Below are 16,051 nucleotides of genomic sequence, written 5' to 3'. Positions count from 1 at the left end.
ACCTATGACATCAAATAAGCCCTATTTGCTTAGGGCTTTTTATGAGTGGATTGTGGACAATGACCTGACTCCACATTTGGTCGTTGACGCTATGGTGCCCGGTACGTTGGTGCCGCAAGAGCATGTGCGTGATGGGCAGATAGTCCTGAACATTTCTCCCAGCGCTTGTGGCAAGCTGCAATTGGGTAATGTGGATGTGACGTTCGAGGCTCGTTTTGGCGGTGTAGCACGTCGCCTGGAGGTGCCTATTCAGGCGGTGTTGGCTATCTACGCCAGAGAAAATGGCGCAGGTACTATTTTCACTCAGGAAGAGGGAGCGGATGATGTACCACCGGAACCCACTCCGCCGCCACAGCCCGCTAAGGGCAGACCACAACTGAAAGTGGTTAAGTAATAAGGTCACCTTAAGTGGTGACCTATTCTCTTTATTCCGTCTTAGTATCTGTTGATACTATCTGAGATTGTAGCTTTCCGTTCGAACGCAGCCCAAAAAACTTGTAATGAGTCGCAGAAAAACAGCGCAACCAAAAAATGGATGCGCCGTCAGACTACTTGGATATGAGCTGTTAATTTATATGCTTATCAATAAAAGCTAACATTTTCTTCCAGCGCTCAATATTGTTTTCTGGTTTGTAAAAGCCGTGTCCTTCCCCTTCTTTGAATAACCACTCATATGTATGGTTACGCTCTTTTAGGGCGTCGCGTAAGCGATAGGCATGCTCTGGAGGTACCCTTACATCTTTACCGCCTTGGATAATAAAGACCGGCACTTTTAGTTTATCTAACTGATGCAGGGGGGATTGGGCTTCACGTTCATTTTTCTCTGTCGGCAGCACCGAAGTTAAATAGTTAATGCCCGCTGAAGCTTCTGATATATCGCCTTCTTCAAACATTAGGTTCAGATCATAAACTCCTACAAAGCCTATACTGCATTTATAGAGGTCAGGCTCGCGTATAACGCTCATCAGTGCTGCATAACCGCCGTAAGATGCACCGTATACGCACATGCGTTGTTTATCTGCGATACCCTGTTCAATTAAGTGATTTACCCCATCGGTCATATCATTAATCATCGCCGTCCCCCATTTTTTATAGCCGGCTTCGAGAAACTTACGTCCATAGCCACCGGAACCCCGGAAATTAGGTTGTAAAACCGCATACCCGTGCTCTGCCAATACTTTTGCGTCGGCATCGAGTTGAGTAAGGGTATCTCGTATACCGTGAGGACCGCCATGAGGCAGCAAGATAAGGGGAAGATTTTTGGCTTCCTTATTGGGCGGAAGCGTCAGGAGTCCCTTGATAACCAGACCATCCCTCGACTTATAACTGATGATCTGTGTTTTGGGCAGTGCTTCCTTTTTTAGCCACGGCTTACTATTGGTAATTAATGACAAAGATTTTTTCTTTGCATCAAACATGTAGAATTCCGCGGGGACATTGGCGGATGATACGGAAAACACCATCTTTGAATTATCCCTGGTCGTTGAACTAACAGTTACTTGGGTATCCGGAAACATCTTCATGATACTTTGCAGTGTCCTTGAGGTTGTAACATCATCTACATCCTCAAAAAAGGCTCTATCAATCTGATCATACTCATAGGCAGCGCCAATGATTTCGTGAAAGCGGCCTTCCTTAAAACCTAGAATAGGCGTCAGGTCTGTAGTGGGGTGCTCTGCCATAACACTGATGTCTCCGGTATCAAGATTCATCAAGGAAATGGCTTGTGTATCTGAACTGATATCACTAAGGCCGACGACGGTTTGGTTGTCTGATAAAATATCTATTGGCGTGAATCCCCCTTCATTGCTATCGAACCTTACCACTTCCTTCCATTCAGAGTTAGCGGCAGGACGAGTCACAATAAGCGTTTCATTATTGTTTTTGGGGTCTACACCTGCAGCCAGACGTGTAATTCCTTTGTCATCAAGTAAGATTTGTACATTAGTACTTTTATACTGTCGCAATGGGATCTTACCTTCCGCGCGAACACGTCCGGTGTCTGTTTTCAGCCGGTAAACTTCAATAAAGGGTTCAGACGCATTATTCTGGCTTGAATAAATCATAACCTGATTGGGTTCTTCAGGTAGCAGGTCTACAATTCTTGCCCATTGTTTCAAGCCATCAGAGCGCCAACCTGTCAGTATCTTTTGTTTGCCCCCGTCTGCATCCATGGCGAAGATTTCCCCGGTGGGGAAGGGCATATCATAAGAACCTACCTCGCGCGCCATGGTCATGATAAGGCGGTCATCACTTACCCAGTTAAAGGTATTGATGGAATCATCTCCCCGCCCTTGAGTCTGTGACAAGACGGCCATATTTTTGATATCTAAAACGGTCAGTATTACGTTGCCGTCTTCGGTGCGGGAGGTGGCAGCTAGATACTTACCTTTAGGCGAGATTTTTATGTTTTGAAATTGTGCGTGTTTGGCGTAGTCGCTTAATACATTTTCCTTAACGGTTGTTGCCATTGCCTGGCCGAACAGCAACAAACCGGCAAGTATAGGAAAAGAAAGTTTCTTCATAACATCCCCAACTAGAAAATTCCTTAAGAAAAAAGCCCTCTTTTAAGAGGGCTTTAAATCACATCATACTATCTAACTAAAAGTTAGAAATTGTAACTCAGGTTAGCGAATGCACGTCGACCAAGGTGGTCATATTGTGATGCGATAACAGCATTACCGGTGAAGTTTACACCATCAGCATTGGTAGATACTCTGGGTGGCTCTTTATCGAACAGGTTAGCAATACCGACAGTAACGTCTACGCCATCCATGAGTTCGAAGTTACCTGACAGCGTGTGGTAGACAGTAGTCGGCGCATCATTAACAAACTGATAGGTCTCGCCACGGTAGCCTACCTCATTAGAGCCATCATGAAAATAATCGTAATTATTAACGCTATCTACATAACGCATGGTCCAGGTGATGCTCCAGTCATCACGAGAGAAAGTGGTAAACAACTGGCCAACATGCTTAGGATCACCAATCTCACCAATATAGTGACGCACTTCACTATCTGCAAACAGCTGATAGTCACGTGCGATCTGATTAGTGTGCTCTAAAGACACACGCAGAGAACCAAAATCAAAATCATCCTGATAGGTGAAGTTGATATCAACCCCTTTGGCTTCTTGCTGGGCTACGTTGACATAACCAGCATTAACCACATCAATACCCCAATCGCCATTGGTGCCGTTGTTTCTGGTGAACAGGCTACACAGTGGGTCGTTAGGGAAGTCTGCGGAACGATAACAGCTGCCAACTATGTCTGCGGCTCTTAGCTTGGCTACTTCACCATCAATTGTGACATTATAGTAATCAATTGACGCAGCAAAAGTGCCCTCAGGGCTGGTCCAGATCAGACCAATGTTTTCCGCCACTGAAGTTTCGGCTTTCAGGGTATCACCACCGCCGCTGGTAACTTCATTTACGGAACTGGTGCCCGCGCCTGTGTAGTCTAAAGGTACACCGGCCGCTTGACAGTTGGCATATACACGGTCTGTTACATTGCCTGCTTCATACTCAGCACCGTAGTCATAGCAAGGGTCAACGCTTCGCTGACTTGGGAAGCCAGTTTGACCTGCTAAGTACAGCTCGAACAAGGCCGGTGAACGGAATGAAGTACCACGTGATGCACGCACGCGCCACTGGTCATTGATCTGCCAATTCAGGGCAAGTTTGAAGGTTGAATCGCTGCCATAAGTGGACACGTCGGTCCAGCGTGCGGAACCGGTTACGTCTAGTTGCTGGGCAAAGGCCTTATCAGCTAACAAGGGAACGCGTACTTCACCAAAGACTGCTTTTGAATTTTGGGCACCAGCGGTACGGCTGGCGCTGGACAAGCCCCATGAGTTACCTGTTGCGCTGGCTTCTCCAGGAGTGTCGTCAATTTCATCACGTTGATAAGACAAACCTACAGCAACAGCTACTGCACCAGCAGGTAGTTCATAAGCGTCACCTGTGATGTACGCCTCGAAGGTTTGCTGCTTGTATATGGTTTCGCCCACTTCTTCGCCGAACAAGAAGTTTCTAACATGCTCAGGTGTGTTACCAGCGATTTGTTGTGGATCGGCAAAGTTAACATCCACACAGGTTCTGCCAGAAAACTCTGTCACTTCACCGTTACAGCTTGTGCCACTAACCAAATGGTCTTGAGCCATCAGCATAGCATCGCGGTAAATTACTTTGTTACCGTAGGTGCCTTTGTTGTAACTGTTCTGGTAGGAAACATCCCAGTCCCAGAAGCCGATACTGCCTTCTACGCCCGCAACAAAACGGGTGTAGTCAACCTCAACATCTGCGCCGTAGTGGTCGGTCAGCGCCACAGGCATGAATAGTGCATCACCTTCAAAACCAAGCAAAGAGGCATCTACAGCGCCTACATCTGCGGTCCAGAATTGTCTGTAACCTTGAGTGGTTGTTTCACGCGAGCTGTGCAGCAATTCACCGTAAGCAGAAATGGTATCTGTCAGCGCATAGTCACCTGATACAAAGAATGACAGGGTTTCTGTCTTCGGTAGCATGGTCTCTCTGTCGCGCAGTGGTGAGTTTTTGTCCCACAGCACATCAGTTTCGCGATCATAGGCACCGATATACCAGCCATCTGGGCCACGTAAGTCGCCGGCCGCTGACCATGTATCATTCAGGCTATCGTAGCCATTATTTGCCAGCCAGCCATCATAGTCATAAAACACTTTGGCGCCGCCTGGAACGTTGCCCGCGCCAGCGTTGTAGGCCCACAGGCCATAGCCGGTGTCATTACAGTGATAGCTGCCAGTTTTAGGGTCAATCGGGTCGCCGCGGGTGCCATCTTGATTGTACAAAATGCGTTCGCTACAGGCATAGAAGTCACGATCGCCACGCAGCACTTCTTTACTAACGTTGTAGTCAGCTACGACACGAACGTTGCCTTTGCCAAAGGTCTCGCCCCAGGATGCGTTAATACGTCGGCGCTCACCGCCTGAATCGAATGGCTGAGAAAAATCGACAGAGATGTTCTTAGAGTCGTCGGTTTTAGTGATAATGTTAATTACACCGGCAACCGCATCTGAACCATAAAGTGAAGAGGCGCCGTCTTTTAGTACTTCAACACGCTCAATGGCAGAGATTGGCAGGGCGTTCATATCAAATGAAGATACCGCACCACGAGTACCGGCAGGTCCTGCGCGGCGGCCGTTCAACAATACCAGGGTACGGTTAGCCCCTAAACCACGCAATGAAATGGTCTCTGCGCCTGCACCACCGTTAATAACGAAACCTGTTGCAAAAGCAGAAGTTATCTGGCTTGAACCTGCAGCGGCAGTACTGGTTCTTAGTAGTTCACCAATAGAAGTGATACCTTGCTTGTCGGCTTCATCGATAGAGATAATATCGGTAGGTATTTCGTTAGCGAATGAGTCGGTGCGAAGACGAGAACCGGTAACTTGAATTCGTTCCGTTCTCTCTGTCTTGACTTCTGAAGTGGTTGATTCATTGGTCGTCTGCACGCCCTGAACTTCAACGTCCTGAGCAAAGGCTGGTGCACCAAATAAAATCGCCGAGCCTGTTCCTGCCATCAAAATTGATTTGATGGAACGAGTCAGTAGCAATTGTCTTGTCATGTTTGTTTCCCTATTTCTGACGCCGAGCATAACTAAGTCGGGTTCAGATTTTTGAATTTTATATATGTAACCTAGTACTATCGTCCTTCCAGTTAACAAAAGTTAAAAGTGGACAATAGGATTAGGTGTTTTATTACGAGAAAAAGACAATTGCAACAATATGTGTCATTTGATGCGATGAATGCCAGAAAATGTCCAATAATCGACCGTATGTTGCTGAAATGTTAGCGATTATTGCGGTGGGCGAATGATATTATTGCCCACCGCGGAAAGATAATGGAAATAAAATTTTACAGATGGATAGGGCACTTACAGGTATTCAAATGCCTTTATGACTTTTACCACGCCGTTAATATTTCTGACGATATCTACTGCGATATTGGCTTCTTGTTGGTTGACAAGTCCCATCAGAAAGACCTCTGAGTCTTCGACTATAACCTCAATATGTAAACCATCTACACGCTTGTCGGCGACTAGGTTTGATTTCACCTTAGTGGCAAGCCATACATCATGTGTTCGCACTGACGCTTGTGTTGGACTGCCCAGACGCAACTGATTGTGTAGGCGAGTCACTTGCGGCAGGCTCTCTGCCAATCGCTGTGCTTCGCGCTTTAGCTGTTCGTTAGGTACCTGGCCGACCAATAGCGCTACACCGTTAAACACTTCAACATTGATATGTGCCTGTCCTTTTAGCTGCTCGTTAGTGCTCAGTTTGCTGGAGATGCGTGACGCCAAGGTCGCATCATCTAACTGTGTACCTACCGTTCTTCTGTCGTGGGCCACCGAGGCTGCACCCACTCCGGCGCCGACAATAGCGACAGCACACCCGGTTAACTGAGTGGTTGCTAACAGCAGCGTGGCAACTAGATATCCTTTTGTCATCTTCATCATCTTTACTCTCCACTATGGTCGGGGAACAGACAGTCATCAATCGCACAGCATAAAGCGTGGATGATCAATAAATGCACTTCCTGAATTCTGGGGGTTTTATTGGAAGGAACCCGAATTTCCACATCATTCGGCCCCAAAAGGCCAGCCATTTCTCCACCATCTTTGCCGGTCAGGGCAATAATGGTCATATCACGGCTTAACGCTGCCTCCATGGCCATGATGACGTTACGTGAATTACCACTGGTTGAAATGGCCAACAGAATATCGCCACTTTGCCCTAAGGCTCTCACTTGCTTGGAAAAGATTTCATCATAGCTGTAATCGTTGGCAACCGAAGTAATAGTCGCACTGTCGCAGGTTAGCGCTAAGGCTGGCAGACTAGGTCTGTCTCGGTCGTAACGATTAAGCAGTTGGGATGCAAAATGTTGCGCGTCACCAGCTGAGCCGCCATTGCCGCAGCACAGTATCTTATTGCCAGCAATTAACGCCTGAACCATCATATAGGTGGCGCGCTCTATCATATCCGGCAATATTTCAATGGCGGCAATCTTGGTTTGAATGCTCTCGGTGAAGTTGGCTTTAATGCTCTCAATCATATGTACTTAATCCACTGGATATGCTGCCCGTCTATTGCTACCAAATCAATTCGATGAGCGATGTTGGCGGGGTTTAACTGGTTAGCGATGAGGTAGTGATGCAGTGCCGATTCAAACTTTCGCCTTTTGTGTCGGTTAAAATACTCTGCGGCTGCGCCATGGGATTGTCGGGTTCGATATTTTACTTCCACAAACACCAACTCTTGCTGATCCCGCATGATCAAATCTATTTCGCCTACCTTACAGCGATAGTTTGCTTGTATATAACTCAGCCCCTGTTCTTCAAGGTATTGACGGGCCAGGCGCTCTGCGTCCCGGCCCAGTATTCCTGATAGTCGCTGTTTAATCCATTGCAATACGGATAACCCTTTCCTGTTCCACTTTCCCTAGTGGCAGGCTGCGTCGTAGCTGATTAAACTCATCCATTCTCAGCTCCCCGGTCAGTCCCTGTTTGGTCATCTGTGGCACGGTGGCCATTTGTAAGAGGGCGGGCAGTATGTTGTATGCGTCATGACCCATGGCGAACAATCTGTTTTGACCATCGTTACGTTGAGGCCAGAGTTGTTTATTAAGGGTTTTTAGCTGGCTATCTTCGCCCGGTAGCATCCAAGGCATGTCTAAAAAGGTCATATGACGCAGGTCGCGAAAACTATTGCCTCCCAGCTCCTGACTAAAACTGCGAGATGAAGCATAAACCGGCACCAGCTCGGCAAAAGGACTGATACTGGACTCGATAATGGGGTTAAGCAATTCGGTCTGCGCTGCGCTGGCAAACACGACTATAGCGTCTATATCCCGTCGGTTGCGCGCAAAGGAATGGATTTCTTCCTTGGCCAGCTTTTCCACTTGTTTGATGCGTTGTTTGCTGTGTCCAACATCTAACAATCCTTCCATTGCGCTGCGCATGGACTTGTTGTCGGTAAAGGAGACTTGCCTGGGTTCTGGATTGCCCTTGCTCTGCCACATTTTTGTGAAACTTGTGGCCATTCGTTGAAACACGGCTCTATCTGCATTGACAACTAATGGGGCTTGATAACCTTTGGCATTGAGCAGTTGCGCCAATTGTTCGGCTTCGTCTTCTGGTGCCAGCGCATAGAAGTAGCGGTCAGTTTGTTTGCTTGGTTGGTCGAGACGATTTAATGCCAACACCGGTAAATTTTCTGGCAGCTTGGGCAGGATCGCATCCAGATCCTCCTTCAAGAGTGGGCCAATAACAAAATCGTATTGCTGGCTTAGGTCAGCCGCCGCTTGCTCACTGAGTGAAACCGTATCGATAAAACTCATCTGCGGCTTGCTGTCTTTTTGGTCGGCAAAATAGGCTGCTAAAATTCCCTCTTTCAGCGCTTCTCCCTGGCTGGCCAGTCGACCTGATAGAGGAAGTATCACAGCGATGCGTTGCGGCTGTATCGAACCCGATTGCAATAAAGATTGTAAATCTGTTGGCAAGGCTAAACTATGGCGTACCTGCCATTCATGTAGTTGCTCAACTAGGGCCTCTGCGCTAGCCGTTCGGGTGATTCGGGCAAGTTGCAGCCAGGGGGCAAGCGCTCCTTGGGTATTGCGTTGGGGGGCCAATACTGTCTCTGGTGTTTGTTGTATTAAATGCCAGATTTTTCCCTGTAATTCAGTCTCTTTATCTGGTTGCAGGGTAGTCAGTTCTGCCAGGCTACTGGCGGCCGTTAACATGTCGCCGCGCTGTTCAGCTAATTCGGCACTTAAGGCCAAGCGCTTAGGTAGTAGCGGCAGGCGCTGGCTTACTTTCTGTAGGTTTTGCTGAGCAAGTTGCCAATGACCAAGGTTGGCAAGGCAGCGAGCCTTCAGCAGGTTGGCTCGGTCTTGTTGCTCATATTCATCAAGCGCTGCCTGGAGTGGTTTCAGGAGTTTCAGGCTGCTGTTACAGTCCCCTTCTTTTATAAAGGCGTCTGCTGCATTCAGCAATAAATTCTTTTGTTGCTCTGCACTGGCTTTTCTGGCTTGTTGCAGGTATTGCTGCGCACTCAATGAGACTGGCGTTTGCTCCTCAACTGGTTGCGTTCGGGGAGCATCGCTTTGACGAACATTGGGTGCAGAACTACAGGCGCACAAAACTGTTATAGCAATACCGTATGTAAGCGTTCGGATGCGAGACATCAGTGTTCCTGCACTCTAGATATGGACTTGCGGGCAATTCTACCTCAGCTTCGGTGGAAATCACACGTATGCAAACGTCGTTGAGCAGGTAGAATAGAGGCCTGGCTTATTTAATTAGTGTCCGTTATGCAACAATCCTCTCCTCAAACAGGCTGCCTCTATATTGTGGCAACGCCTATTGGCAACCTTCAGGATATCAGTCAACGTGCTTTACAGGTGTTGGCTGATGTGGACTTGATTGCTGCGGAGGACACCCGGCATAGCCAGAAACTGCTTAGTCATTACCAAATTAATACCCGCCTGTATGCGTTGCATGATCACAATGAGAAGCAGCGTGCAGAGCAATTGTTATCCAGACTGGAGCAAGGAATGACCATGGCCTTGATCAGTGATGCGGGTACGCCGCTTATCAGTGATCCTGGCTATGCGTTGGTGAGTTTGTGTCGCAATGCAGGCATTCAGGTGGTGCCCTTACCTGGACCTTGTGCGGCTATTACGGCTTTATGCGCGGCGGGTTTGCCTACCGACAAATTTATGTTTGCTGGTTTTCTGCCGGTAAAACAAGTGGCCAGGCGTGAGGCGCTTGAAGGTTTGCGTGGCACCGATATGACTACTGTATTCTACGAGTCTCCCAGAAGGGTAGCAGAAACCCTGGCGATGCTGGTTGATGTGCTGGGAGTCGACAGACCTGTGGTTTTGGCTAAAGAGCTGACGAAAACCTTTGAGACATTTTGCAGTGGTAGTGCCGAACATGTACTTGCCTGGTTAAATCAGGATCCGGTGCATCAAAAAGGTGAATTTGTTCTGATGGTGTCGCCATCTGAACAAGCGGTCAGTGAAGTGCCTGCGGAAGCTGCGTCTTTGTTGGCGTTACTTATGCAGGAGCTACCGCTGAAAAAAGCGGCGGCCCTGACAGCTAAACATTATGACTTAAAGAAAAATGAGCTTTATCAATTAGGTTTAACCCTGTCTTCCTAGTTAGCAAAGCGGTTGGTTTTATTCCATAGATTCTGATGTTTCGCATAGGAAAAGAATGTGTAGGGATGCCAACAGTTAGGGATTAAGGCAAGCTCTTTTCGCTCTTCAAAGTTGGACACCAGCTTGCTGAGGATCTCCAGTAAACGTTCCTTGCTCATTACTTCCAATTTTTTTCTGGCTTGTGAGTAGTAAAGGTTGTTGTCCGTTCCAATCAAAAGGTCATGGCCTAACCCTGTGAACTCCAGGTTTTTCGTTGCCGATCTGCAGATAGGAATGGATGGATTTTCGGGGTACAAGCCATTAACAATGGCATACTCATAGCGGTCTAGATCCCGCCGGTCAGAATCCTTGGGGATATAAGTAATGCCGAAGCCTTGGGGAAAGTGTCCGACCACACTGATAAAACTCTGTACGGCCTTGCTGTTAAGGGCATCTTTTTCCGCCGCCTTCTGCAGTACGAGTGTTGCCTTAGGCAAGGTATCATAAGACTGCCCCGGTTTGGTTGAGAGGACAACTGAGGTATATACCTGCGGGATCTTTAGCAGATTTCCAATCGTTTGACGTGGGTCCAGGGACGATTTAATCAGGGTCATCACGAACTTGAGTTTGTCTTTCTCTGCTTCATTAAACAGTTCTCGCTCTGCTTTGGAGTTTCCCACGTAACTCCCGCAACCAACGCCGTCTTTTAAGTAATTAATGGTGTGCTGATAGCTAAGCTTGAGCATCTGTTGGCGCTCGTCTTTATCCAGAGTGCGAAATTCATCCCCACTTCCATCTGTCCCCCTTAGTATGGCTTGTACTTCTGGGTGGTTCTGACCAACATCCTGAAGTAAAGCGGTCATCAATAAAGGGACTTTTACGTACAAACGGTAAGGGCATTGATTGGCTTCGTCCTTACTCTTGGCATTGACAACCCTATTCTCAAAATGTCTGAGTACGTATGGGTTACTGATCTGTTTATCCGCCAGCATCACATCCAGCAATAACAAGCATAATGTTGCTTTGTATAGGTGTTTGCTCTTTTGGTTAAATTGCACAACCTTACGGTGTTCTGTCTGGGTGGTCAGTAGAATAGTGCCCAGCAAACGGGCAAAGTTGCGGGCGCTCTCTTCCTGGGAGGCCGCGTCGGTCAAATCCAGGATCTGTTCACAAACCTGATGCAATTCTTTGTAGCGTTGTAAGCGGCTTTCTTCGTTTTGCTGCTGGAACTGCTTGAGTTTACTTTGGGCATTTTTACGCCGCGTTTCTCCGCGGCTGCCGGTTAAGTCTTTACTGTTGAAGACTTGCTGCTTCAGATCATGCAGTTGTTCCCCTTGACCATTGAGGGAAGCAAAATAGTCAGTGGCCTGCTCATAGAGAGAATCCTTGATAGGGGACAGATCATGCACTTTCTTTATCAGATTGCGCACGCTCTTTGTGTAGTGACTTTCACCTATCAAGGCTTTGTTCATGGTCTTGGGTATGCTGCAGACATCGGGACTTGCACTTTAGCAGAAATTGCAAGTTGTTGCTTAATCAATAGAATTCCAGCTTACATCAAAGCGCCGCTACTAAAGCCAATAAAAAATACCGCTTGTCACTCGAATCATGGGGGGCTTTGCAGTACACTGCGCGCCGGAGTTGGCCAGGCAATCGCCGCTCGCGTAAGCGGGGGGAGGAAAGTCCGGGCTCCATAGGGCAGGGTGCCAGGTAACGCCTGGGCGGCGCAAGCCGACGACAAGTGCAGCAGAGAGTAGACCGCCAACCCCGGATTTATCCGGGCGGTAAGGGTGAAAGGGTGCGGTAAGAGCGCACCGCGCAGCTGGTAACAGTTTGTGGCAAGGTAAACTCCACCCGGAGCAAGACCAAATAGGGTTCCTTGGCGTGGCCCGCGTCGGAACCGGGTAGGTTGCTTGAGCCAGTGAGTAATTGCTGGCCTAGATGAATGATTGCCCTCGACAGAACCCGGCTTATCGGCCAACTCCACTCCTTCCTACAGCATGTTTATAAAGCAGGCTGTTACCTAAGTTTATGCGCGTCGCTTACTAAAGTGCAAAGATATCGCCTTGGGGAAAGTAAAGCTTGGGGACTTTGGTGCTGTACGCTTAAGTTTTACGCCTTGTCTTATTACGCATGTTACTTTCAGAGCCAAAATTTGTGGCTAAATGGTTATAGTTGATATCTGTTGCCTTGTTGAAGGCGACCAAGGGCAAGCCCAGGGTCGCCAGACCTAACTTAACGTATTTTTCGTTACACTTTTATTCCCTAAAAGAAGTACTTGGCGCGCAAGGTGACCGTGCGCGGAGCAAGGTATTGGTTGCTGGTAAAGCCAAGGCCAAAGGTGTCCGTAAAGCGGGTCACAATAGCATCCTCATCCCATACATTGTTTACGTTTAAGTCGAACTTCCACTCTTTCTGCGGGGTCAAGTAGCTCAGATTAAGGTTCATTAAACTATAGGATGGCACGTTATCCCGTAGTTCTGAGTTAAATGCCCGTGCGTAAAAATCACCGCGATAGGAATATTGTGCAGACAACTCCCAATCACCCCCTGCGCCGTCCGTTAAATAGTAGGTTAACCCCAGGTTAGCCATCAGGTCAGGGATTTTGGGGAGTTCGTTGCCCGTTAAGTTGATTGCGGTGGCCTCTCGCACGGCATTAATGGCTTCGCTACTGGCTCCTGAAATAATTAAACCGACACTTAGATTTTCGGCTTCAGCACGGTCAATGGCATCACGACCTTGGGTTATTTCAGAGTCCATTGCGCTAAGGGAAAGATTCAAAACTAGGTCTTGCGTGAGCCAGGTGTCGGACTCTATTTCAACCCCATAGATTTCAGCTTCAGGCAGGTTTGATGCACCAGAAGCAAAGCGCCCGATACCACTGGATTCAAACAAGTAGTCTTGATAGTCATAATAAAATGCTGCCACGTTTAAACGCATACGCTGGTTGAACAGATCAGCCTTATTGCCAAGTTCGTAGGCCGTGACAGACTCCTGGTCAAATACCTCGGGGAAAAAGCGGGTATCGGCACTGCTATTTGACCCCGCCGGCTTCACACCGGTAGCCACAGAAATGTAGCTCATTGCGTCCTCGCTCCAACTGTACTCCAGTGCCACTTTCCCGGTCACATTGTCCGTTTTGTTTTCTGGCGTGCTACTGATCGGTGAACGAGTTGGCACGCAGTTGAGACTGCAGCGCTCGTCTTCAAACTTGTTTTGGGTAAAACGTAACCCCGCGGTGAAATCTAATTGCGCGGTCAGTGGGTAGCTGAATTGCCCAAAAATGGCGTAAGAGTTGAAGTTACGGTAGTCCGAATTAATAAAGTCGATGTCGGCATTGTTGGCAAAAATGTTGGGGCCAGCAATGGTCTCATTGACAGGGTTACCGTCTCTATCGGCGTCGTAAAAATTACTGGTGTTACTGAAAATTTCCGTGTCGAGGTAGAAGGCTCCCACCACCCATTGGAAGCCCTCGTCATTGGGCAAGGACGTAAGGTTAACCTCCGCGGTATAGGAATGATCAAGCTGTGATAAGTTGCCAACAAACTGTGGAATTGGCGCTTCGCCGAGTAAGTCCAATTGACCTTTCAAAGGCAGTGGTGCGGGGTCATTGGCGGTTAAAGAAGAGCGGTCAAAATCGAATTTTCGGCGCATATGATAACGCTGTTTGCTCAGCACCATATTGAGTTGGCTGCTCGGTAATGACCAGTCCAGGTGTAAGCTTGTTAGCTGCGTATTGAGCCTGTAAAACTCGGCGGTATCGTGATACACCACGCGAGGGTCATCAGAAATGGTGTCAAATCCACCTTTCAGTGCGGGACCATGAGTATCGCTGGAGAATTCTTGATGTTGTAAGAGTAATGCCAGGGTGTCGTTAGGTTGCCAGCTAATTTGAACTTTCGCCGTTTGGTTATCTACATCGTCTAAATCGTAATTATTCAGTGCTTTGTTTTCTGTGTAGCCGTCTCTTTGGCGATGGGATGCTGACAGCCGAATTGCAAGTTGGGAGTTCATTGGTACGTTGACTATCCCTTTCAGCTCTTGCTGTGAATAGGAGCCAGCGGCTATGTTTAATGAGCCAAAGGTGTCATCAAACTGCGGTTTTTGTGAAATGAGGTTTATGGCTCCCCCGGTTGAACTATTTCCGTAAAGCGTGCCATCCGGGCCACGTGTCATTTCAATGCGGCTTACATCGAACATGTCGGCAAACAGCGCATAGTCGTTGGCCATGAAAATCCCATCAACATGAAATGCCACGGCTTGCTTAGTGCCCGCATTGTCGGGAATTTCGTTGCCAATCCCCCGAATGCTGACCGTGGGGCGATAACCTTGTACATTGGTCATCACTAACCCCGGTAGTTTGCCGGAAAGGTCAAACACGCTGTTGACGTTCATTTTTTCCAGGCTCTCGCCGCTGACAGCAGACATGGCAGCGGCGACTTGCTGTAAGCTTTTGGTGGTTTTTTGTGATGTAACCACGATTTCTTCAATTTGACCTAAGACGGGAGCACTTTGTGGCTTCATCGCACTTTTGGGTGCTGCTTTTTTTGATGGAGTGGCTTTTGGCTGAATGACGTATGAGCCTTTGCTGTCTTTGAGCGCTTCCAGGTTGGTACCGACAAGCATCATACGCAGGGCAGTTTCTATGGAGCTATGCTGGGCAATTGGAGCAACCTTTATGGTGTCGGTATCATTCACCATGGCAACAATAACCACCTCGTACTGTGACGACAGTGTGTTTATCGCCTCTGTTAATGAGTGGGTTTTTGTGTTGTTTGCCTGAGCCGTTAATGGTGCGCCCAAAATAAGTCCAAGCGCCATACATAGTGGTGTCAATCGAGTGCGAGAAAGCATAGGTACGTCCGTTATGTTGTGTGATTAAAACTTGTTCTACTTACCTAACGCTTACGCAAACAGTTTTTTTCAGTTCTCATCAAACCTTCATAAAAACTTCATCAAAAAAGGCTGATTTCGGTCGGGCTCTCCTTTAGCTCGAACTGATATTGGCGACTTAAACTTTCGAGTAGTTGCTGGCTTTGCTCGATTGAGAAGGCCGCGGTGATCTTGAGGTTTTTTAATTGAGGGGAAGCTATTTTTACCGGAATACGGTTGTAGCGGTTTAGTACCGAAATAAGGTCTTGTAGAGGTTGCTTGGTGAAGGTAAAACGCTTGCGTTGCCATTGGGCAAAATGTTCAGGTGCAAATGCAGTTACGTCATGCACTTTGTCGTTGTTCAGGGTGACTTTTTGTCCCTTAGTTAGGTTCACGATTTGTTTGTTGTTACTGACGGCCACTTTTCCCTGGCCGACAGTTACACGAGTGTGATGTGGCATGCGCTGAACATCAAACTGCGTACCTAATACGGTAATGGTGGCATCTTCTGTGCGGGTAATAAAAGGCCGTTGTTTATCAGGTATTACGTTAAACAGGGCTTCGCCTTTTATCAGGCGAACATTGCGTTGGGTATCTTCGTACCACACACTGATTTTGCTGTCTGCGCCTAATGTTACCTCCGTATTGTCCGGCAGTGTAAAGGTCTGAACTTGTGCCACAGCGGTGGAATAAATCACCTCTTCATATTGCTGTGGCCCTGGCGAAACCGTGGAAAATAACACTAACAAACCCAGTAAAAATAACGCTGCGGTGCTGTAGATGACCTTCATGCTGTTTGCTGGTTTAGTTGTCTTGGGTGAAGGGAGCAGAGCCTCTGCGTAACGGGTCATGCGCCATAGCGTTTCTGCTTTACGAAATGCTTCTACATGTTGATTTGACGCCTGTAGCCACAGCTTAAATTCAGCAAGTTGCGCGTCTGTTGTGGCGCCGCTATGAAGCTTTATTAGCCATTGCGTTGCTTGTTCGTCGATAAGATTCATGT

General features: G+C 47.8%; 11 protein-coding genes and 1 other RNA gene. 3 read left to right on the top strand and 9 right to left on the bottom strand.

Annotated features, from left to right (window positions below; all coding sequences use genetic code 11):
* Positions 1-4: 4 nt before the first annotated feature.
* Positions 5-394 carry a ClpXP protease specificity-enhancing factor gene (locus tag IEX02_RS09490; protein ID WP_188693716.1) on the top strand — a complete coding sequence of 130 codons (390 nt, stop codon included), beginning with the start codon at positions 5-7 and terminating at the stop codon, positions 392-394.
* Positions 395-566: 172 nt separating this feature from the next.
* On the opposite strand, the gene IEX02_RS09485 is transcribed toward IEX02_RS09490, so the two are convergent.
* From IEX02_RS09485 to IEX02_RS09460, 6 genes are all read right to left on the bottom strand, one after another.
* Complete coding sequence (locus IEX02_RS09485) at positions 567-2,525, bottom strand: S9 family peptidase (RefSeq protein ID WP_188693713.1); 1,959 nt, start codon at positions 2,523-2,525, stop codon at positions 567-569.
* A gap of 83 nt (positions 2,526-2,608) precedes the next feature.
* Positions 2,609-5,602, bottom strand: a complete 2,994-nt coding sequence (locus IEX02_RS09480) for a TonB-dependent receptor domain-containing protein (protein ID WP_188693710.1) — start codon at positions 5,600-5,602, stop codon at positions 2,609-2,611.
* 309 nt (positions 5,603-5,911) lie between these two features.
* Positions 5,912-6,490 carry a BON domain-containing protein gene (locus IEX02_RS09475; RefSeq protein ID WP_373284983.1) on the bottom strand — a complete coding sequence of 193 codons (579 nt, stop codon included), beginning with the start codon at positions 6,488-6,490 and terminating at the stop codon, positions 5,912-5,914.
* A 5-nt stretch (positions 6,491-6,495) separates the two neighbouring features.
* Positions 6,496-7,089 carry a phosphoheptose isomerase gene (locus IEX02_RS09470; RefSeq protein WP_188693705.1) on the bottom strand — a complete coding sequence of 198 codons (594 nt, stop codon included), beginning with the start codon at positions 7,087-7,089 and terminating at the stop codon, positions 6,496-6,498.
* Entirely contained in the window at positions 7,086-7,445 is a 360-nt protein-coding gene (locus tag IEX02_RS09465) for a YraN family protein (RefSeq protein ID WP_188693702.1), read from the bottom strand. Before IEX02_RS09465 ends, IEX02_RS09470 begins: the two co-directional genes overlap by 4 nt.
* Positions 7,432-9,219, bottom strand: coding sequence for a penicillin-binding protein activator (locus tag IEX02_RS09460; RefSeq protein ID WP_188693700.1), 1,788 nt, complete (start codon positions 9,217-9,219; stop codon positions 7,432-7,434). Before IEX02_RS09460 ends, IEX02_RS09465 begins: the two co-directional genes overlap by 14 nt.
* Before the next feature lie 126 nt (positions 9,220-9,345).
* Between IEX02_RS09460 and rsmI the strand changes: the two genes are divergently transcribed.
* Positions 9,346-10,197 carry a 16S rRNA (cytidine(1402)-2'-O)-methyltransferase gene (gene rsmI / locus IEX02_RS09455; RefSeq protein WP_188693697.1) on the top strand — a complete coding sequence of 284 codons (852 nt, stop codon included), beginning with the start codon at positions 9,346-9,348 and terminating at the stop codon, positions 10,195-10,197.
* Here rsmI and IEX02_RS09450 read toward each other — a convergent pair.
* A complete protein-coding gene (locus IEX02_RS09450) occupies positions 10,194-11,648 on the bottom strand; it encodes a hypothetical protein (RefSeq protein ID WP_188693695.1) in 1,455 nt (484 codons plus the stop codon). The two genes, rsmI and IEX02_RS09450, sit on opposite strands and share 4 nt — an antisense overlap.
* Before the next feature lie 165 nt (positions 11,649-11,813).
* On the opposite strand from IEX02_RS09450, the gene rnpB reads away from it, so the two are divergent.
* Positions 11,814-12,165, top strand: an RNA gene (rnpB, locus tag IEX02_RS09445) — RNase P RNA component class A.
* A 276-nt stretch (positions 12,166-12,441) separates the two neighbouring features.
* Here rnpB and IEX02_RS09440 read toward each other — a convergent pair.
* Together IEX02_RS09440 and IEX02_RS09435 are read right to left on the bottom strand one after the other, a co-directional pair.
* Positions 12,442-15,030 carry a TonB-dependent receptor gene (locus tag IEX02_RS09440; protein ID WP_188693690.1) on the bottom strand — a complete coding sequence of 863 codons (2,589 nt, stop codon included), beginning with the start codon at positions 15,028-15,030 and terminating at the stop codon, positions 12,442-12,444.
* Positions 15,031-15,131: 101 nt separating this feature from the next.
* On the bottom strand, positions 15,132-16,049 hold the full coding sequence (locus IEX02_RS09435) for a FecR family protein (RefSeq protein ID WP_188693687.1): 918 nt from the start codon (positions 16,047-16,049) through the stop codon (positions 15,132-15,134).
* Positions 16,050-16,051 lie beyond the last annotated feature (2 nt).

The organism is Bowmanella pacifica, from assembly GCF_014645355.1.
In the GTDB taxonomy this organism is placed as follows: Bacteria; Pseudomonadota; Gammaproteobacteria; order Enterobacterales; family Alteromonadaceae; genus Bowmanella; species Bowmanella pacifica.
The sequence above is the reverse complement of the archived record's forward strand: the minus strand, read 5'-3'. Positions and strand labels throughout refer to the sequence as shown.